This window comes from Streptococcus sp. Marseille-Q8145 (assembly GCF_965112035.1).
In genome coordinates, this window is record NZ_CBCOPQ010000003.1 from 134,927 (window position 1) to 155,593 (window position 20,667).

Below are 20,667 nucleotides of genomic sequence, written 5' to 3' on the forward strand. Positions count from 1 at the left end.
GAGAAGAGATGCAGATTTCTAGTCGTTTCACCATTGCCACTCATATGCTGATTGTCCTGGCTTTGGAGGGAAAAAAACGAAAACTGACAAGTGATATCCTTGCTGGCAGTGTCGGTGTCAATCCAGTTATTATTCGCAAGACCCTGTCCCAGCTCAAGAATGCCGGGATGATTACAGTTGCTCGTGGGACTGGCGGAGCAGAGATTGCCAAAGATTTGAAAGATATTAGTCTGTTGGACGTCTATAGTGCGGTTGAATGTCTTGGCAAGAGCGGCCAGCTCTTTAGCTTTCATGACAAGCCCAATCCAGACTGTCCTATCGGTAAGAACATTCACAATGTCTTAGATGACCGCTTGGCAGCTATTCAAGCAGCCATGGAAGCTGAATTGGCTCAGACCAGCCTTGACGAAGTCGTCGCAGCAACCGAAAAAGAAATTAAAGAACAATCTGTTTCCTAGTGAGCAGATTGTTTTTTGTTAAGAATTTTGCAAGATGTAATTGTTGACATTACATTAAAACCTGCTATACTAATAGATGTAATAAAAACAATTACAATCTGAATAATCTTTCGGAGCAAATGGAGATGTGGAAAACCACATCAAGAAACGTATTTCTGTTTTGGAGAAATAAAAAAAGATGGAGCAGACGAACTGCTGAACTTTAAAATTAAAGAGAGGAGAAAAAACATGACTTTTGAATATCAAAGCAAGATTTATCTAGGAGAGGTGGCACTTTATGTGGCCGATTTAGCAAGACAAAAGGATTTTTATCAGCGCGTTTTAGGGCTGGAACTTTTGGAAGAGCAGGACGGACAGGTGGCTTTGGGCAGGGACGAACAAGTGTTGGTGCGGCTTTTAGCGACCAGTGACCGGCAGTCAGTTAAGTCGGCTTACGGTCTTTATCATCTGGCGCTTTTGCTTCCCAGCCGTCAAGCTTTAGCAGATATCCTGAAGCATTTATCCGAAAATAAAGTTCCTATGGTTGGAGGGGCGGACCATGGTTATAGTGAAGCCATTTATCTGGAGGATCCAGAAGGCAATGGCATTGAGCTTTATCGGGACAAACCTCAGGCTGATTGGGATATTCGAGAAGATGGCCGCATTATCGGAGTGACGGAAGCACTTGCGGCTCAAGAAATCTATGAATTAGGTCAGGAAGTCCAACCCTTTAGTATTGCTGCAGGCACTCGTATGGGCCATGTCCACCTATCTGTGACAAATAGCAGAGCAGCCAGTCATTTTTACCAAAAGCTTCTAGGCTTGGAGGACAAATTTTCTGTACCTTCTGCTAGCTGGCTGGCATCCGGAAACTATCATCATCATTTAGCGGTTAATGAATGGGGTGGTTCTCACTTGAATCATCGCCAACCTAAGCAACTAGGACTAGCCTATTTTGAGGCGCAAGTAGAAGGAAAAGAAGACCTAGTAGCTATTTATGAAAATGCTCTGGACTTGCAGGCGCCAGTCCGATGGATTAGCTCCCAAGAGCTAGAAGTCACAGACCCAGATGGGATTGTGGCAAAAGTTAAGACAAGAGTGGTATAATAAGGCTTATCAAGAAGCTAAAAGAAAGAAAAAATATGTACAAGACTTATTATACATCGCCGATTGGCCGGATTCTCATCTTGACAGACGCAAATGCCTTGTTGGGGCTTTGGCTGGAGAATCAGAAATATTTTGGGGCAGGCTATGATCTGGAGCAAGCGCAACAGGGGGAGACAGAAGTCAGCCGACGCGTCTCTGCTTGGCTCGACGCTTATTTTAAGGGGGAAAATCCCGCAATAGATGAAATTCCATTGGCACCTCAAGTAACTGAGTTCAGAAGCAAGGTTCTGACAGTATTGCAGAAGGTTCCCTATGGGCAAACGGCTACTTATTCAGATATTTTGCGGGAATTGCAGGCTGAGTATGGGAAGATTGGCTCGGCTAGAACAGTCGGTGGTGCCATCGGCCATAATCCTATTTCACTACTGATTCCCTGTCACCGGATTGTCGGAAGCGACGGCAAGCTGACCGGCTATGCCGGCGGTCTTGATAAAAAAGCCTTCCTGTTGAAACTAGAGGCGGGGGAGAGTTGAGAGGCTAACTGTTTTAAATTATTGATAAACTAAAAAAGCACCGTTCGGTGCTTTTCTAGTTTCTTAATCAAAATACAGCAAGTCCTTGCTAGTCTCGGTGAAGAGTTCAAAACCATTCTTGGTAACATAGCCGCAGTCCTCGATGCGGACGCCGACCTTGCCAGGGATGTAAATGCCGGGCTCGACAGAGAAGCACATGCCTTCTTCGATGACCATGTCGTTGCCCTCCATGATGGATGGAAATTCGTGAACATCCATGCCAATACCGTGGCCAAGGCGGTGGTTAAAGTATTCGCCATAACCAGCTTTTTCGATGACTTCACGGGCAGCGCGGTCTACTTCATGAGCTGTGACGCCTGGTCTGATAAAATCAAGTGCAGCTTGTTGGGCTTCCAGAGTCAGATAGTAGATATCCTTTTTGAACTGATCTGGCTGGCCGACAGCGACGGTCCGTGTCATATCACTGGCATAGCCATTGACCATGCAGCCAAGGTCAAAGAGAAGAAGGGCGTTGTTTTCGATTTTATTGGCTCCGGGAATGCCGTGCGGATTGGCTGCGTTATTGCCTGTCAGCACCATAGTTTCAAAGCTCATTTCGTAGCCTTCGCGCTTGATGGCGAAGTCGATTTGAGCGATGATGTCTGTTTCAGTATTTTCTAGTGAAATATTGTCAAAACCGATATTGACAGCCTTGTCAGCATATTGGCCGGCTACTAGCATTTTCTGGATTTCATCAGCCGACTTGATCAAGCGCAAGCGGTTAATGTAAGGGGTCAGATTGACAAATTCAGCCCCATTAAAAACAGTGCGCAGGCCGTGGTACTTAGTTAGAATTAGATTGTCAAACTCGACCGCTACTTGCTTGAAGGTTTGAGATGGTAGGGAAGCCTTGATCTTTTCCCAAGGGTTTTCAGAATCGACATAGCCTACAACTTGAAAGTCTACGGTGGAAGAAGCACGCTCAACTTCCAATGCTGGTACGAAAAGGAGTGGCTCATGGTCAGTGTAGACGAATAGGAACATTTGGCGTTCATGAGGATCGCTGTAAAAGCCTGTTAGGTAATGAATGGTTACAGGATCGGAGATAACAGCCACATCCTGCTTTTCATTTTCAAGATAAGTGATGATTTGATTGATTTTTGTCATAGTTCAACCTTCTTTCTATGCCTCTATTTTTGCAGAAAAAGTGAAAAAAATCAAGGATTTTAGTGAGGATTCCTCCTCCTTGACTGAGATTTTTGGGAGAAAGATAGTTGAGTTGAAATTTCTATAAGAATGTTGGAATATAGTGTGCGAAAATAGTATTTTTTAAGGAAAATTTGATATAATAGTGCTTATGGAGCGGTAGGACAGATACAAAAATAATAGATGTCTAAGCTTAAAAATTGTATAGATATGAAGGTAAAAAATGAAAAAAATATTAGTTGTAGATGACGAGAAACCAATCTCGGACATTATAAAGTTTAATATGGCTAAGGAAGGCTATGAAGTACTGACAGCCTTTGATGGTAAGGAAGCTCTAGAAATGTTTGAAGCAGAGCAACCGGATATCTTGATTCTGGATTTGATGTTGCCAGAAGTGGACGGACTGGATGTTGCTCGGACCATCCGTAAGACCAGCAATGTGCCGATTATTGTACTTTCGGCCAAAGATAGCGAATTTGATAAGGTAATCGGTCTGGAAATCGGAGCAGATGACTATGTGACCAAGCCCTTTTCAAATCGTGAATTGCTGGCTCGGGTCAAGGCCTTGCTGCGCCGTTCTGAACTAATCCCAGATAGTCATGTAGATGAGAGCAGTCCAAAGGAACTGTTTATTGGGGATTTGCAGATTCTTCCAGATGCTTTTGTGGTGAAAAAACATGGGAAAGAATTGGAATTAACCCATCGTGAATTTGAGCTCTTGCACCATTTGGCGACTCATGTTGGTCAAGTCATGACGCGTGAGCACTTGCTGGAAACGGTCTGGGGCTATGATTACTTTGGAGATGTGCGGACAGTCGATGTAACCATTCGCCGTCTGCGCGAAAAAATCGAAGATACTCCAAGCCGTCCGGAGTATATCCTGACTCGCCGCGGTGTCGGTTATTACATAAGAAATAATGATTGAAACGCTAAAAGAATTCGTACTTTCTCCTGACTTTGTCTTTTCACTGATTGTTGTCGGCTTTATCATCGTCGTGGCTCTTTTGCTACTGGAAAATCGACGAGATACTCAAAAGCTGGTGCAGTTAAACCAAAAGATCAAAGGATTGATTGCAGGAGATTATTCAGAAGTTTTAGATATGCAGGGCAGTCCTGAAATCACGGACATGACCAATTCCATCAATGATCTCTCTGAAGTCATCCGCCTGACGCATGAAAATTTGGAGCAAGAAACCAAGCGTCTATCCAGTATTTTGTCTTATATGACGGATGGGGTGCTTGCGACCAATCGTCGAGGGCAGATTATTACCATCAATGACATGGCAACCAAGCAGTTGGGTGTTAAACGTGATGATGTCCTTAATACCAGTATTTTAGATTTGCTGGATATTGCTGATGAGTACGATCTACGCGAATTGATCACCAAGGTTCCAGAATTGACCATTGATTCTCAAGATGAAAATGGTGAATATGTAAGCCTGCGGGTTCGATTTGCCTTGATCAGACGGGAGTCAGGCTTTATATCAGGGCTGGTAGCAGTGCTGCATGATACAACGGAGCAGGACAAGGAAGAACGGGAGCGTCGGCTTTTCGTTTCCAATGTTAGCCATGAATTGCGGACGCCTCTAACCAGTGTAAAATCCTATCTGGAAGCCTTGGATGATGGCGCTCTGTCAGAGCCTGTTGCACCAGAATTTGTCAAGGTTTCACTAACCGAGACAAACCGGATGATGCGGATGGTGACGGACTTGCTTAGCTTATCGCGGATTGATAATAATACCAGTCATCTGGACGTTGAGCTGACCAATTTTACAGCCTTTATCACCTATATCCTCAACCGTTTTGATAAGATAAAAAATCAGGATGAGACCAAAAAATATGAAATTATCAGGGATTATTCAATTACGCCGATTTGGGTAGAGATTGATACGGATAAGATGACCCAGGTGATTGATAATATCATGAACAATGCCATCAAGTATTCACCTGATGGTGGGACGATTACGGTTTCTGTGAGAACAACAGATGTTCAGTTGATTCTCTCGATTTCAGATGAAGGTCTGGGCATTCCCAAACAGGATCTGCCAAAGATTTTTGATCGTTTCTATCGGGTGGATAAGGCCCGTAGTCGAGCCCAGGGAGGAACGGGCTTGGGTCTGGCTATTGCTAAAGAAATTATCAAGCAGCATCATGGCTTTATCTGGGCTAAGAGTGAGTATGGCAAAGGCTCTACCTTTACCATTGTCCTTCCATATGATAACGATGCTGTCCGTGTAGATGACTGGGAAAATGAAGAGAATGTAGAAAGTGAACATGACTAAGGGATTTCAATATAGTATTCTAGCATCAGGCTCGAGTGGTAATTGCTTTTATCTGGAAACAGACCAAAAACGCCTACTTGTCGATGCTGGTCTATCAGGGAAAAAAATTACGAGCCTTCTGAGCGAAATTGACCGCAAACCAGAAGATTTAGATGCTATTTTGGTCACCCATGAGCACAAGGATCACATCCATGGTGTGGGGGTTTTGGCGCGTAAATACAATCTAGATATTTATGCCAACGAAGCAACCTGGCGAGCGATGGAAAAGGACTTGGGCAAGCTGGATGCCAGTCAGAAGCATATCTTTGAAATGGGTAAGATGAAAACCTTCGGCGACTTAGATGTCGAAAGTTTTGGAGTGAGCCACGATGCAGCTGCTCCCCAGTTTTATCGCTTCATGAAGGATGGTAAGAGCTTTGTTATGCTGACGGATACGGGCTATGTCAGTGACCGTATGGCTGGAGTGATTGAGAATGCAGATGCTTATTTGATTGAGAGCAATCATGATATTGAGATTCTCCGGAGCGGTGCCTACCCGTGGAGCCTGAAACAGCGCATCCTATCTGACTTGGGACATTTATCCAATGAAGATGGTGCGGAAACCATGATTCGCACACTTGGCAATCGCACCAAGCGCATCTATCTGGGGCATTTGAGCAAGGAAAATAATATCAAGGAGCTGGCTCATATGACTATGGTCAATCAACTGGCTCAAGCTGACTTGCCAGTGGGGCATGATTTCCAAGTCTTTGATACTTCTCCTGATACTGCAACGCCTTTGGTAAATATCTAATCATCAGTCGCTCAGAAAGAGAGTGGGACAGAAATCGGTAATTCGTTAGAATTCGATTTCGTCGTCCCACCTCCGCACAGTTGAGTAGGGCTGTAAAAGCTGATGAAATCAGCGTAGTAGAGCCCACTCAACCGCTGCGTCTTGCTCGACAATCCAAAGACAATTGAGAGGCTAGGACTTCTGTCCCAGCCTCTTTTTTAGGATTGACAAGAATTATTTTTTATGGGAAACTAGTTTTATATTTTTTAGCTTGTTTTTTATACTAGAAAGGAAGCTAAAGAATGAGCATGAAAACGTACGTGAGGAAACCAAATGCGCCTGATTTATTTTGTGATTGCCTGCCTATCTTTGGCTTTAGGAGTTTTGGGGATTTTTCTTCCTCTCCTGCCGACGACACCATTTCTTCTCTTGTCCATCGCTTGCTTTTCACGCAGCTCCAAGCGGATTGAGAATTGGCTTTATCACACCAAAATGTATCAAATCTATGTCGCAGATTTTCGGGAGACGGGTTCGATTGCCAAAGAGCGAAAGAAAAAGATTATCGTGTCCATCTATATCTTGATGGGAATTTCTATTACCTTCGCGCCCATTATTTGGGTGAAAATTTTCTTGTTCGCCCTGACAATCTTTATTACCTATTACCTTTTCAAGGTCATCCCAGATAAGGAATAGACCGGGAATTACGCTAAGAAGACAAGTAAACAAGTGCGTTGGCACTTGTTTTTTGGTATAATGGTAGATAGTTCACAAAGAACGTCATTTTAGAAAGGATGGATTGGATTCATGCTCTGCCTTGGCCTAGCATGAAAAAGAAACTATGGAACAATTAAAAGATGCACTGCTGGAGCAGTTTGGGCTGGTGTTTGAAGACAGTAGTCTGCTAGAGACCGCTTTTACTCACACCAGCTATGCCAATGAGCACCGCCTCTTAAAAATTTCACACAATGAACGCCTGGAATTTTTAGGAGACGCTGTTCTGCAGCTGATTATTTCTGAGTATTTATATAAAAAATACCCCCAAAAACCAGAAGGAGATTTGTCAAAACTACGCTCCATGATTGTCCGAGAGGAAAGTTTGGCTGGCTTTGCACGGGACTGTCAGTTTGACCAGTTTATCAAGCTGGGGCGCGGTGAGGAAAAGTCAGGAGGTCGCAATCGCGATACTATTCTGGGTGACTTATTTGAGGCCTTTTTGGGTGCCCTCCTTTTGGATAAGGATGTGGAGACTGTCAAGGACTTTATTTATCAAGTCATGATTCCCAAGGTGGAGGCGGGTGACTTTGAGCAGGTGACTGACTATAAGACCAAGTTGCAGGAACTCCTGCAGGTTAATGGGGATGTGGAGATTGTCTATCAGGTTACAGATGAGACAGGGCCAGCCCATGCTAAGAACTTTGCTGTGGCTGTGTTGATCAATGGTCAGAAAGCGGGTCAGGGACAGGGCCGTTCTAAAAAATTGGCTGAGCAGGAAGCTGCCAAGGATGCATTTGAAAAGGAAAGTCACTAATGTTTTTAAAGGAAATTGAAATTCAAGGCTTCAAGTCATTTGCAGATAAGACCAAGGTAGTTTTTGACCAAGGGGTGACTGCTGTTGTTGGTCCCAATGGCTCAGGCAAGTCCAACATTACAGAGAGCCTGCGCTGGGCTCTGGGTGAGTCGAGTGTTAAGAGTCTGCGGGGCGGTAAGATGCCCGATGTCATTTTTGCAGGGACGGAGAATCGCAAGCCCCTCAACTATGCTTCGGTTGTTGTGGTTCTGGATAATCAGGACCAGTTTATCAAGCAAGCAGGTAAGGAAATTCGTGTCGAGCGCCATATCTACCGCAGTGGTGATAGCGAGTACAAGATTGACGGCAAAAAGGTCCGTCTCCGCGATGTTCATGATCTTTTCATGGATACAGGGCTAGGTCGAGACTCCTTTTCCATCATTTCCCAAGGGAAGGTCGAGGAAATCTTTAACAGCAAACCAGAAGAGCGCCGGGCTATCTTTGAGGAAGCAGCCGGTGTACTCAAATATAAGACTCGTCGCAAGGAAACAGAAAGCAAGCTAGCGCAGACTCAAGACAATCTGGATCGCTTGGAAGATATTATCTACGAGCTGGATAGTCAAGTCAAGCCGCTGGAGAAGCAGGCTGAGACAGCCAAGCGCTTTTTAGAACTGGATCATGAGCGTCAGGAACTCTATCTAGATGTCTTGGTGGCTCAGATTAAGGCGAATAAAAGTGATTTGACGGCGGCAGAAGCTGATTTAGAGGCGATCAAGCAGGAACTGGCGGCTTATTATACGAAACGGGACGAGTTGGAGCGTGAAAACCAAGAGGTCAAGGTCAAACGTCAGGAAGTAAATCAAAAACTGTCTGACGATCAGGCCAGTCTTTTGGAGTTGACGCGTTTGATCAGTGATTTGGAGCGCCAGATAGACCTAGCTAAGCTGGAATCTAGTCAGGCGGCCAGCAGCCGTTTGGAAAATGAAGAACGTTTGGCTGGATTGAGAGAAAAAAGCCAGCAGCTGACAGCTGATATTTCCTCCAAGGAAGCTCATCTGGCTGATTTAGCAGGCCAGTTGACTGATAATCAAGAGGCCATGAGCCAGTTGGAAGCAGAATTGGCGGACTTTTCAGATGACCCAGACCAGTTGATTGAAAACCTGCGGGATCGTTACGTCAAGCTCATGCAAGAAGAAGCGGATTTGTCCAACGATTTGACCTCGCTAGAAAATCGTCTGGAGAATGAGCGTAGTCAAGCTGCCAGCAAACAGGCAGAGTTTAGCAAACTACAGGCTGATTTAAAGGCTGGTAGGGCAGAAGAAGCGGCTAGACAGGCAGAATTGGAAGCGGCTCAGGCTGCTCTCAGAGCCTTGCTAGATCAGTATCAGGAGCAGCAGGGGCAGGTCGAGAAGTTGGCGACTGCTTATCAAAATGAGCAGACCAGCATGTTTGCCCTGCTGGATGATTTGAAAAATAAAAAAGCCCGTGCAGCCAGTTTAGAAGCCATCCTTAAAAATCACAGCAATTTTTATGCAGGAGTGAAAAGCGTCCTGCAGGAGGCTGATCGTCTGGGTGGTATTGTCGGTGCAGTCAGCGAGAAATTGAGCTTCGATCCTCATTACCAGACTGCTTTGGAAATTGCGCTGGGGGCAAGTAGCCAGCATATCATCGTTGAGGATGAGGCTGCAGCGACCAGAGCCATTGATTTTCTTAAGAAAAATCGGGCTGGTCGGGCTACTTTCCTGCCTCTGACGACCATTAAGACTCGTCAACTCCCCGAGCAAAATCAATCTCGAATTGAGGCCAGCCTGGGCTTCCTAGGTTTGGCTTCAGAGCTGGTGACCTATGAGCCAGGTTTGGACAATATTTTCCAAAACCTGCTGGGAACAACCGCTATTTTTGATACGATTGAGCATGCGCGTGCAGCTGCCCGTCAGGTTCGTTACCAAGTCAGAATTGTAACGCTGGACGGCACGGAACTGCGAACAGGCGGTTCTTATGCCGGAGGAGCCAATCGTAATAATAACACAATCTTTATCAAGCCTGAACTGGACAGCCTGCTTGGAGAAATGGAGCAGCAGTCCCAGAAGCTGAAAGCTCAGGAGCGGCAAGTCGAAAGCTTGCAATCTCAGCTCTCAGAGGCTAAGCAAGCCTTGGAAGCTATCAAGTCTGAGGGTGAGCAAGCTCGCTTGACGGAGCAAAGGGTCAAGCTGGCCTACGAACAGATTGCGGAACGGGTTGCAGAACTCAGCCAGCTGGAGCAACTGCAGGAGCAGGACTTGGCTAGTCAGTCTGAGACTGGAGGACTGGCTGAAAAGAAAAAAATGGAAGAGCGGTTGTCGGCTATTGAGGCCGCAAAAACAGCTATTACTGCTGAAATCGAGCAAGTCAAGTCGAATAAAAACGCTGTTCAGGATCGCTTCGATCAGCTATCGGCTAACTTGTCAGAACTGAAATTGAAGAGCACGGAGCTGACTTCTAGCCAGCGCTTTGAGAAGAATGATTTGTCGCGTTTGCTAGAGGAGAAGGCTGCTCTGGACAAGGAAGTCGCTACTTTGCAACTTTTGATAGAGCAAAAGGAAGAAGCTGTCAGTCAAAAGGTGGATATTTCCGTCTTGGAAGAGCAGCTCAAGACTGCCCAAGAGAAAAAGACAGACTTAGATCAGATCCTCATCCGACTCAAATTTGAGCTGGACGACTTAGAGGGCCAGTCTGAGGATATTCTAGGGAACTTAGATCAAGCCCGTCAGCAAAACGAAAGTCTGATTCGCCGTCAGGCCAAGGCAGAGGCTGAAAAAGAGAAATTTTCAGATGCCTTGCGTCGTCTGCTGACTAATCTGACGGATAATTACCAGATCAGCTTTGAAGAGGCTGATCAAAGAGCGCGTTCTTTGGAAAATCTTGCAGCTGCAGAAGCCCAAGTCAAAGACTTAGAAAAGGCTATTCGTGCTTTGGGACCGGTCAATCTGGAAGCAGTAGAACAATTTGAAGAAGTCAGCAACCGACTGAATTTCCTCAAAAGTCAGCGGGACGATGTCCTCTCAGCCAAAAATCTTCTCTTGGAAACCATTGAAGAGATGAATGACGAAGTCAAGGAACGTTTCCAAACAACCTTTGAAGCCATTCGTGAAAGCTTCAAGCTGACCTTTAGCCAGATGTTTGGCGGCGGTTCAGCTGACCTGATCTTGACAGAAGGCGACCTGCTGACAGCTGGGGTAGAGATTTCGGTTCAGCCTCCGGGCAAGAAAATCCAATCTCTCAATCTTATGAGTGGTGGAGAAAAAGCCCTGTCAGCCTTAGCCCTTCTCTTCTCCATCATCCGCGTCAAGACCATTCCGTTTGTTATCTTGGATGAAGTTGAGGCAGCTCTGGATGAGGCCAATGTCAAGCGCTTTGGGGATTATCTCAATCGCTTTGACAAAGAAAGCCAGTTTATCGTTGTGACCCACCGTAAGGGAACCATGTCTGCGGCAGATTCCATCTATGGAGTAACCATGCAGGAGTCAGGAGTTTCCAAGATTGTGTCGGTCAAGTTAAAAGATTTAGAAAGTTTATAGTATGAGTATAAAATTAGTAGCAACAGAAATCGGAATAAGGTAATTGATACAATAGAATACTAAGAAAGCCTTTGAATAAGTTGTTTCAAGGCTTTTTACTGTCTATAGATAGAAGGAAATGGGTATCAGAAATACTTTGATTCTATGGAGACACCCTTGATTTGTTAAACGTTAAATTGCATGTTTCGAAAGTCAATCATCTTGAGGCAGTATAACTGCATAATAACATTTCTTTCGTCAATAGAAAGTAGGAGTTATAGTAAATTGTGAGAATTCTTGGTATAATGAGGATAATAAATAAAAAATAATTTGAAGGCACAGGTATGTTGATGGAAATAAACTAGGTTATAGATAATACAAAAGCGTATATCGTCTGTCATTACATTCCTTGGCGGATTTACAACGAATATTATAGGCTCTTCTCAAATGTGTTCTCTGTGATTATGGGGATTTTCTTCATGATTAATATTCTCGTAAGTAAGGAAATACTCGCACGTTTAACGCTTCGCATTCTCAATGTGGTGTTGCTAAAAGACAAAATTGAGCACATTCTTATGTCGGGGAAGTCATCGTGGATACGTATGACCGTTTCTTGATGAGTCAAATCATCGAGGCGGGAATTGTTGGGGTTATGATTTTTGCCGCATACTCTCTTGTAGGGTTGCCATATGCAGGACTTGTTGGGGTGCTGGCCGGAGTATTCTCGTTCATTCCGAATATCGGGCCGTTTATGGCGTGCGGAATCGTAATGCTCTTCATCTTTACAGAAAGCCCAATTCAAGCACTCATTTCGGTTGTCGTCTTTATGGTCGTTCAAACAGTGGAAGGCAATGTCGTCTATCCTAGGGTTGTCGGCAGTTCCGTAGGGTTGCCAACGGCTCTAACCCTTGCTACTACGTTAATCGGTGGAAATCTCTTTGGTTTAGTAGGAATGATTTTCTTCACACCAATCTTTGCCGTGATTTACCGTCTCGTGAAAGAATGGATGGAGAAACATGAACAAGCTGCTCCAGTGGTAGCTGTAGGAGGTATTATTGATGAAGAAAATTAGCGACTTAGGGATTACGGGGAAAAAGCTCCTCTTTGAAGGGATTGCGTTCCTTGTTGCTGGGATATTGCTCCTTATATTCGGACCAAGCTTCCCAGAATTGATGTTACGTCTGTTTTTAACATTCTTATGGGCCCGTGAACTATGGAATTTCTTATTCCGTTGGTTTAGTAAAGCGGCATCTAAAGACCCGTTATGGCTGAATATAGGGAAATTTTCCCTTTACGGATTTTTAGCAGGAAATCAATTCTTCCTGTCATTGCCGATTGCGATTGTAAGCATCTTGATGGGACTCAATGAAGTGATGAAGGCGGGAATTAGTGGTGTGACATACTATATTTATGTCAAAGATGATATTCGCCCGCGATTTCGCTTGCTCTTTGATACCATTTGGCTTTCAGTTGTCGGGGTAGCCACTTTAATTTCTCTTGGGGGCGACGGCAATTTGCAAATGTTCTTCCTTTCGCTCTATTTTATCGGGTATGGGATTAGCAATATTCGGGACGGCTGGTTCTTCGAGGCCGAAGTTGGAAAGAAAGTCCTTCGCAGACGCTTGCGTCGTGGGATGCCGCTTGTATTTGCTGCACTGATTCCTCGAGTAACCTTACAAAAAATTAATGATGCGTTGGAACTTGGAGAAGGCGAAACGGCTTCAGAAATTTACGACCGTGCCAAAGAAAATGCAGAACCAAACTTAGAGATGTTTATTCATGTCACAAAAGACGGGTTTGGAGCCATCGGGCATGTCGACCTGTGTTATAAGGGCCGCATTATTTCATTCGGAAACTACGATACGAATTCGGAGCGCCTCTTTGGAACGATGGGGGACGGGGTACTTTTCAGTGCCGACCGTGAAAAATACATCGAATTTTGTAAACGCGAAAATCATAAGACCCTACTGGGATATGGTCTTGCCTTGTCTCCAGAACAACTCGCGGCCATCGATAAGGAAATCGCCAAATTGATGTCGCTGACAGTGCCTTGGGATCCACCGAAAATGGTGAAACCTAAGCATCCTGGAATCGACAAAGAAGAACCAATGTATGCCTACAAGCTCAAACAAGAAGCAGATGCACTCTTGTATAAATTTACCTCTTCAAAATTCAAGACGTATTTTGTGATGAGTACCAACTGTGTATTGCTAGCCGATACGATTGTCGGGACAGCAGGCACCGATATTTTAAGCGCCCGAGGATTTATTTCACCAGGAACGTACCAAGATTACTTAGATAAGGAGTTTGAGAGACCGCATAGTCTAGTCGTGACGAAGCGCGTCTATCAGTAAGAACATGGAACTTCATGAAAAAGAATTCTTTATGAGGGAAGCGTTGAAGGAAGCGCAGAAAGCCTATGACCAAGCGGAAGTGCCAATCGGGGCTGTCGTGGTCTTGAATGGTGAAATTATTGGGCGTGGTCATAACTTACGTGAAAAGGAACAAGACGCCACGCTGCACGCCGAAATCAAAGCCATTCGCCAGGCAAACCAACACCTTGGAAGCTGGCGACTCGAAGACTGCTAAGTCAGTTTGTAGACCACGCTTCGCCAGAACGTATTTGCCAAATAGCAAAACATAAATTGAATTTAGGATAACTAAATATATAAAAAGTTTATGTGATGTTATTTTATAAAATAAAAAAGTAAATAGATATAGTATAAACAATATCAAAAACGGTCAGGTCATAGAAATATGATCTGACTGTTTTTCATCTGTGGAATGAAGTGTTAGTTTTATGATATAATATAAAGGATTAACAGAGATGAGAAATGATGGGGGTTGCCTAAATCCTTAAAAGATGCATACCCTAAATGCCCTTTGCACACCCCTAATTCAAAAAAGGAGATAATTGTATGATAAGACTCATTGCCACAGATATGGACGGGACTTTTTTAGATGACAAGGGTCAGTTTGATATGGAGCGGCTCAAGCACCTGCTAGCTCAGTTTAGAGAAAAGGGCATCTACTTTGCTGTTGCCAGTGGTCGAGGGATTCTCTCTCTTGAGAAGCTCTTTCATGAAGTTCGGGATGATATTATCTTTATCGCAGAAAATGGTAGCCTAGTAGAGTTTCAAGGAAAAGATCTATACGAAGCAACCATGCCAAGAGAATTTTATCTAAAGGTATTTGACAAGCTTAAGGAGTCGCCTTTTGTCAATATCAATGAGTTGCTTCTGACAGGGAAAAAAGGCTGTTATGTGCTAGAGACAGTAGATCCGACTTATCTCTCTTTCAGCGCTAATTATAATGAAAATATCCAAAAAGTTGCTGATTTTAGTGAGATTACAGACGAGATTTTTAAATTCACGACCAATTTCAGCGAAGAAACAGTGGCCGACGGCGAAGCCTGGGTCAATGAAAATGTCGCAGGTGTCAAGGCGATGACAACAGGCTATAAGTCGATTGATATCGTGCTGGACTATGTGGATAAAGGCGTGGCTCTTGTCGAGCTAGCTAAGAAGCTAGGCCTAGAAATGGACCAGGTCATGGCTTTTGGCGATAACCTCAATGACCTGCATATGATGCAGGTGGTGGGGCACCCGATTGCACCAGAAAATGCACGGCCGGAAATTTTGGCAGTTGCGAAAGAAGTGATTGGCCACCATGCGGCCCAATCTGTTATGACCTACATGGAGGGCTTATAATGGCTGATATTAAATTGATCGCTTTGGACTTGGACGGGACGCTTTTGACTACGGATAAAAAGATTTCTCAAGGGAATCTGGCAGCGCTCAAAGCGGCTCAGCAGCAAGGTGTCAAAGTTGTATTGACCACAGGGCGTCCGCTTAAGGCTATGGAATTTTTCCTGCATGAGCTGGGCACTGATGGTCAGGTAGATGAATACACCATTACCTTTAATGGTGGTCTGGTTCAGCGCAATACAGGCGAAATTTTGGATAAAACAGTTTTTGCCTACGATGATGTAGCTAGAATTTATGAAGAAACTGAAAAATTAGGGCTGCCTCTGGATGCGATTGATGGTGGCTTGGTTTATCAGATTCAATCAGACCAGGCATCGCTCTATGCGGAGTTTAATCCGGCTTTGAACTTTGAATCCATTGCTTTTGAAGACCTTTCTAGCCAGATTACCTACAATAAGTGCGTCACAGCCTTTGCTCAGGAACCGCTGGACGCAGCCATTCCTCACATTTCGCCAGAACTTTTTGACCAGTATGAAATTTTCAAATCACGGGAAATGTTGCTGGAATGGTCACCGAAAAATGTCCACAAGGCGACTGGTTTGGAGAAACTGATTGCCCACTTGGGAATTGATAAAAGCCAAGTTATGGCCTGCGGTGACGAAGCCAATGATCTGTCAATGATTGCTTGGGCTGGGCTAGGAGTTGCCATGCAAAATGCTGTGCCAAAAGTCAAGGAAGTCGCAGAAGTTGTCACTCCGATGACCAATGATGAAGATGCAGTTGCTTGGGCCATTCGGAAATATGTATTGAAGGAGAACTAAAGAATGGGATTATTTGACCGTCTTTTTGGACGTAAAAAAGAGGAACTTGAAGAAAAGCCCCAGATAGAGGAACAGGCAGAGGAGAGTTATCAGACTACAGAGATTGAAGTTCCATCTGAGACAGACTTCCAGCCCCTTGCTGCTTCTAATGAAGAAACAGCGGAAACTTCGATAGTAGAATCTGTGTCAGAAGAGAAAATAGAGTCCTCAGATTCAGCAACTTCTGAGCAGGAATTTGTCCCAACTGCTCAACAAGCTGACTTATCTGAACCAATGCTTGAAGATCAGGAAAGTCCTGAACAAGTTTTGGCTGAGGCAGAAGAGCAGTCTGAAACTTCAGCAAATCAAGCTCTGGAAAGCAGTAGCGAATCAGAAGTAGCGACTGAAAGCAGAGATTATTACCAAGAATTGCAGGAGCGTTTAGCTGCAGCAAGAGAGCAAATCAACCACGAACCAGAGCAAGAAGTATCTAGTGAGCAGGAAGCAGGCACTTCTTCACAAGTAGACTCGACCGAGCATGATGAAGAGTCGACGGAAGAGCTGGCTCAAGTAGAGAATGGGACTCCCGCAGAAACATCTGAGAATTCTACTGAATACCAAGAAGAGAGTGTTCAAGACAAGTATGACCGCAGTCTCAAAAAGACGCGGACTGGCTTTGGTGCTCGTCTCAATGCCTTCTTTGCTAATTTCCGCTCAGTTGACGAAGATTTCTTTGAAGACCTGGAAGAACTGCTGATTACCAGTGATGTCGGTGTACAGGTAGCTTCCAACCTAACTGAGGACTTGCGCTATGAAGCACGTCTAGAAAATGCTAAGAAACCAGAAGCCTTGCGCCAACTAATCATTGAAAAATTGGTTGATATCTATGAGAAAGACGGCCGTTTCAATGAGAAAATCAATTTTCAAAATGGTCTAACAGTTATGCTCTTCGTCGGTGTAAATGGAGTAGGGAAGACGACCTCAATCGGTAAATTGGCCTATAAATACAAGCAAGAAGGTAAAAAAGTGATGCTGGTGGCAGCAGACACCTTCCGAGCTGGAGCAGTTGCCCAGCTGGCTGAGTGGGGTCGCCGAGTCGATGTGCCTGTTGTGACTGGCCCAGAAAAGAGCGATCCAGCCAGTGTCGTCTTTGACGGTTTAGAAAGAGCCAAGGCTGAAAATGTCGATATTCTCATGATTGATACAGCTGGTCGCTTGCAAAATAAGGACAATCTCATGGCAGAGCTGGAAAAAATCGGTCGCATTATCAAGCGGGTAGATCCAGCAGCGCCACACGAAACTTTCCTGGCCTTGGATGCCTCTACGGGTCAAAATGCACTGGTTCAGGCCAAAGAATTTTCAAAAATTACGCCTGTGACAGGTATTGTCCTGACTAAGATTGATGGAACAGCGCGCGGTGGTGTTGTTCTTGCCATTCGTCAGGAATTGGATATCCCAGTGAAGCTGATTGGTTTTGGTGAGAAAATTGACGATATCGGTGAGTTTAATTCTGAGAACTTTATGAGAGGCCTCTTAGAAGGTTTGGTATAAAATAGTCTATCTAAGAAAATGTGACAAAGTTTAAAGTTTAATCAGACTTTTCTATAAAAAAAGAGAACCAAAATTGATGAAAAGGTTTGCTTGTTGCAAGCCTTTTTTCTTCTTTTCTGATATAATAAGAAGAATAAATTGAAAGAAGGAAATCCAATCATGGGAAAACTTGAAGTTATCGCTCATCCGCTCATTCAGCATAAATTGTCTATCTTGCGTCGTACAGATACCTCTACTAAAGCTTTTCGTGAATTAGTAGATGAAATCGCAATGCTGATGGGATACGAAGTTTTGCGCGATTTACCACTTGAAGATGTAGAAATTGAAACACCAATTACGAAAACAGTTCAAAAGCAGATTGCAGGGAAAAAATTGGCTATTGTCCCAATCCTGCGGGCTGGTATCGGTATGGTGGATGGTCTTTTGAGCTTGGTTCCTGCCGCTAAAGTTGGCCATATTGGAATGTACCGTGATGAAGAAACCTTGAAGCCGGTTGAATACTTGGTAAAATTACCTGAAGACATTGACCAACGTCAAATCTTTGTTGTCGATCCAATGTTGGCTACGGGTGGTTCTGCTATCTTGGCTGTGGATTCTCTGAAGAAACGTGGCGCAAGCAATATTACATTTGTCTGCTTGGTGTCTGCTCCAGAAGGTGTCAAAGCCTTGCAGGATGCTCATCCTGATGTAGATATTTTCACGGCTGCACTTGATGATCATCTTAATGAGCACGGCTACATCGTTCCAGGTCTCGGAGATGCTGGTGACCGCCTCTTTGGTACAAAATAGAAATTCTAGTCTGTAATAGGAAAGTCCAGCCAATCCCGTGGATTTGTGCTTTCCAAACCAAAGATAATCTCAGCTTTGTTCTCTGTCATCCGACAGATAAAGCAAATATTTGACCTTTTTTGACCAAAAAGATATAATAATGAATAGATCGAATGAAGGAGAAAATATTCATGATTCCTGTAGTTATTGAACAAACCAGCCGTGGTGAGCGTTCTTATGACATTTACTCACGCCTTTTAAAAGACCGTATTATCATGCTGACAGGTCCTGTTGAGGACAATATGGCTAATTCTGTTATTGCGCAGCTACTTTTCCTAGATGCACAAGACAGCACCAAGGACATCTATCTTTATGTCAATACTCCGGGTGGCTCTGTGTCAGCGGGATTGGCGATTGTAGATACCATGAACTTTATTAAGTCTGATGTGCAGACGATCGTCATGGGAATGGCAGCCAGCATGGGAACCATCATTGCTTCTAGCGGTGCTAAGGGCAAACGTTTCATGCTTCCAAATGCAGAGTATATGATTCACCAGCCAATGGGTGGTACTGGTGGCGGTACTCAGCAAACAGATATGGCCATTGCAGCAGAGCATTTGCTCAAGACTCGTAAGACCTTGGAGCAAATTCTTGCTGATAATTCTGGTAAATCGGTTGAGCAAATTCACGCAGATGCAGAACGTGATTACTGGATGAGTGCCCAAGAAACCTTGGAATATGGTTTCATCGATGAAATCATGGCTAATAACAATCTTAGCTAGTCTTCAATTATAACTACGAAAAAATGCCCCATTTGTGGGCTTTTTTTGATATAATCAATAGAGTACAAATGACCAGAGAGGATTGTCATGTTTAAAAAAGAAGAACGAATGGGCTTAATTATTCATCTATACTATAATCGAGATGCAAAGAAGTTGGCTCATGTTGGAGATATTATTTATCATTCTAAGAAACACCGCTATTTGCAGCTTTATGTGGCAAAAGATCAGGCAGATTCTCTGAAGGAGAGCCTGTCAAAAGAGTCCTATATCAAAAAAATCCAGACTTGCGAGATCCAAAATCTGGATACGGATTTTGTTGGAAGTTTATTTAGAAACCAAGAAAACGCTATTATTTAAAAAAATGGCTTCTTTGGGTTGACAATTGTCAGATAATTCGGTATATTCTTACTATATCATTTGCAAACAAAGCAAAAAACAAATAGAGGAGATTATTCATGAAGAAAAAATTTGCACTTTCGCTTGTAGCTTTTGCTAGTGCTGCGCTTCTAGCAGCCTGTGGAGAAGTTTCTACAAACAACTCATCTGCTACTGGAACAGAAATCGGTAAAACACTTAAATTCGGTTTCAACTTTGAAGAAACTGGCGCTGTAGCAGCTTACGGTACTGCAGAACAACACGGTGCTCAACTTGCTGTTGATGAAATCAACGCAGCTGGCGGTGTAGACGGCAAAAAGATCGAAGTAACTGATAAAGACAATAAATCAGAAACAGCAGAAGCAGCTACTATTACTACAAGCTTGGTGACTCAAGACAAGGTCAATACCATCATCGGTCCTGCAACTTCTGGAGCTACAGCTTCAGCTACTGCAAATGCTGGTAAAGCAGGCGTTCCTTTGGTAACACCAAGTGCTACACAAGATGATTTGACAAATAAACAAGATTATTTGTACCGTGCAACCTTTACTGATGGTTACCAAGGTAAAATCATTTCTAAATATGTAACTGATACTTTGAAAGCTAAAAAAGTTGTTCTCTACTATGATAATTCAAGCGATTATGCAAAAGGAATGGCAGAAGCTTTCAAGAAAGAATACAAGGGTGAAATCGTTGCGACAGAAACTTTCGCTTCTGGTGACTCAGACTTCCAAGCTGCTTTGACAAAAATCAAAGGTAAAGACTTTGATGCACTGATTGTGCCAGGTTATTACACAGAAGCTGGTAAGTTGGTGAACCAAGCGCGTGGTTTGGGAATCAACCAAACAATCGTTGGACCTGATGGATTTAGCGATGCCAAGTTCGTTGAGCAAGCAACTCCAGCAGCAGCAACTAATGTTTATTATGTATCTGGTTTCTCAACTTCAGGTGACATGACAGATAAAGCGAAGAAATTCGTTGCGGCTTACAAAGCTAAATATAACGAAGAACCTTCAATGTTTGCAGCCCTTTCATATGACGCAGTTTATATGGCAGCAGAAGCATCTAAGGGTGCAAAAACATCTGTAGATATTAAAGATAACCTTGCTAAGTTAAAAGACTTTGAAGGAGTTACTGGATCTATTACCATCGATAAAGATCACAATCCTGTGAAGACAGCCTTGATGATTGGTTTGAAAGATGGTAAAGTAGAAACTGTTGAGACAGTTAAACCTGAATAAAGGGTCTGAGGCTGGGAGCATTCCCAGTCTTTGGCTTGTTTATTACTTGCTTATGATGTTTGAGTAGAGACGGCAAGACAAGGC

General features: G+C 43.8%; 18 protein-coding genes and 2 pseudogenes. 19 read left to right on the plus strand and 1 reads right to left on the minus strand.

All coding sequences use genetic code 11. The features are described from left to right. Positions 1-8 precede the first annotated feature (8 nt). The 3 genes from ACWPVL_RS07030 (at position 9) to ACWPVL_RS07040 (ending at position 2,077) form a co-directional block, all read left to right on the plus strand. Positions 9-458 (plus strand): Rrf2 family transcriptional regulator, encoded by a 450-nt coding sequence (locus tag ACWPVL_RS07030; protein ID WP_048763305.1) that lies wholly within the window; start codon positions 9-11, stop codon positions 456-458. 228 nt (positions 459-686) lie between these two features. After that, complete coding sequence (locus tag ACWPVL_RS07035) at positions 687-1,544, plus strand: VOC family protein (RefSeq protein ID WP_061910080.1); 858 nt, start codon at positions 687-689, stop codon at positions 1,542-1,544. 35 nt (positions 1,545-1,579) lie between these two features. Then, positions 1,580-2,077, plus strand: coding sequence for a methylated-DNA--[protein]-cysteine S-methyltransferase (locus ACWPVL_RS07040; protein ID WP_454387874.1), 498 nt, complete (start codon positions 1,580-1,582; stop codon positions 2,075-2,077). Between the two features lie 63 nt (positions 2,078-2,140). Here ACWPVL_RS07040 and ACWPVL_RS07045 read toward each other — a convergent pair whose 3' ends face one another. Further along, positions 2,141-3,223: a M24 family metallopeptidase gene (locus ACWPVL_RS07045; protein ID WP_454387876.1), complete on the minus strand. Its 1,083-nt coding sequence runs from the start codon at positions 3,221-3,223 to the stop codon at positions 2,141-2,143. 262 nt (positions 3,224-3,485) lie between these two features. Between ACWPVL_RS07045 and yycF the strand changes: the two genes are divergently transcribed. From yycF to ACWPVL_RS07125, 16 genes and pseudogenes are all read left to right on the plus strand, one after another. Continuing rightward, entirely contained in the window at positions 3,486-4,187 is a 702-nt protein-coding gene (yycF, locus tag ACWPVL_RS07050) for a response regulator YycF (RefSeq protein ID WP_005589489.1), read from the plus strand. Continuing rightward, on the plus strand, positions 4,180-5,544 hold the full coding sequence (vicK, locus tag ACWPVL_RS07055; protein WP_005589490.1) for a cell wall metabolism sensor histidine kinase VicK: 1,365 nt from the start codon (positions 4,180-4,182) through the stop codon (positions 5,542-5,544). Before yycF ends, vicK begins: the two co-directional genes overlap by 8 nt. Beyond that, complete coding sequence (locus ACWPVL_RS07060; protein WP_037586201.1) at positions 5,537-6,337, plus strand: MBL fold metallo-hydrolase; 801 nt, start codon at positions 5,537-5,539, stop codon at positions 6,335-6,337. The genes vicK and ACWPVL_RS07060 overlap by 8 nt, the downstream gene beginning before the upstream one ends. 312 nt (positions 6,338-6,649) lie before the next feature. Continuing rightward, on the plus strand, positions 6,650-7,009 hold the full coding sequence (locus tag ACWPVL_RS07065; RefSeq protein ID WP_125373727.1) for a YbaN family protein: 360 nt from the start codon (positions 6,650-6,652) through the stop codon (positions 7,007-7,009). A 145-nt stretch (positions 7,010-7,154) separates the two neighbouring features. Then, on the plus strand, positions 7,155-7,844 hold the full coding sequence (gene rnc / locus ACWPVL_RS07070; protein WP_454387880.1) for a ribonuclease III: 690 nt from the start codon (positions 7,155-7,157) through the stop codon (positions 7,842-7,844). Continuing rightward, the gene (gene smc / locus ACWPVL_RS07075; protein WP_454387882.1) at positions 7,844-11,380 is read left to right on the plus strand and encodes a chromosome segregation protein SMC; all 3,537 of its coding nucleotides are present in this window, start codon (positions 7,844-7,846) and stop codon (positions 11,378-11,380) included. The genes rnc and smc overlap by 1 nt, the downstream gene beginning before the upstream one ends. 366 nt (positions 11,381-11,746) lie before the next feature. Next, positions 11,747-12,431: pseudogene (locus ACWPVL_RS07080) on the plus strand (AI-2E family transporter); the annotation flags it as partial. After that, positions 12,418-13,713: a hypothetical protein gene (locus tag ACWPVL_RS07085; protein ID WP_015605191.1), complete on the plus strand. Its 1,296-nt coding sequence runs from the start codon at positions 12,418-12,420 to the stop codon at positions 13,711-13,713. The pseudogene ACWPVL_RS07080 and the gene ACWPVL_RS07085, both read left to right, overlap by 14 nt. A gap of 4 nt (positions 13,714-13,717) precedes the next feature. Further along, positions 13,718-13,945 (plus strand): annotated as a pseudogene (locus ACWPVL_RS07090) (nucleoside deaminase); the annotation flags it as partial. A 332-nt stretch (positions 13,946-14,277) separates the two neighbouring features. Then, positions 14,278-15,069 (plus strand): Cof-type HAD-IIB family hydrolase, encoded by a 792-nt coding sequence (locus ACWPVL_RS07095; protein WP_015605189.1) that lies wholly within the window; start codon positions 14,278-14,280, stop codon positions 15,067-15,069. Then, positions 15,069-15,887 carry a Cof-type HAD-IIB family hydrolase gene (locus tag ACWPVL_RS07100; RefSeq protein WP_454387884.1) on the plus strand — a complete coding sequence of 273 codons (819 nt, stop codon included), beginning with the start codon at positions 15,069-15,071 and terminating at the stop codon, positions 15,885-15,887. The genes ACWPVL_RS07095 and ACWPVL_RS07100 overlap by 1 nt, the downstream gene beginning before the upstream one ends. A 3-nt stretch (positions 15,888-15,890) precedes the next feature. Beyond that, complete coding sequence (gene ftsY, locus ACWPVL_RS07105; protein WP_454387886.1) at positions 15,891-17,417, plus strand: signal recognition particle-docking protein FtsY; 1,527 nt, start codon at positions 15,891-15,893, stop codon at positions 17,415-17,417. 159 nt (positions 17,418-17,576) lie between these two features. After that, positions 17,577-18,206: a uracil phosphoribosyltransferase gene (gene upp, locus ACWPVL_RS07110; RefSeq protein WP_015605186.1), complete on the plus strand. Its 630-nt coding sequence runs from the start codon at positions 17,577-17,579 to the stop codon at positions 18,204-18,206. A gap of 170 nt (positions 18,207-18,376) precedes the next feature. Beyond that, a complete protein-coding gene (locus ACWPVL_RS07115) occupies positions 18,377-18,967 on the plus strand; it encodes an ATP-dependent Clp protease proteolytic subunit (RefSeq protein WP_015605185.1) in 591 nt (196 codons plus the stop codon). A gap of 87 nt (positions 18,968-19,054) precedes the next feature. Beyond that, complete coding sequence (locus tag ACWPVL_RS07120; RefSeq protein WP_454387889.1) at positions 19,055-19,324, plus strand: DUF2129 domain-containing protein; 270 nt, start codon at positions 19,055-19,057, stop codon at positions 19,322-19,324. 98 nt (positions 19,325-19,422) lie between these two features. Continuing rightward, entirely contained in the window at positions 19,423-20,583 is a 1,161-nt protein-coding gene (locus ACWPVL_RS07125) for an ABC transporter substrate-binding protein (protein ID WP_454387891.1), read from the plus strand. The last annotated feature ends 84 nt before the right edge of the window (positions 20,584-20,667 follow it).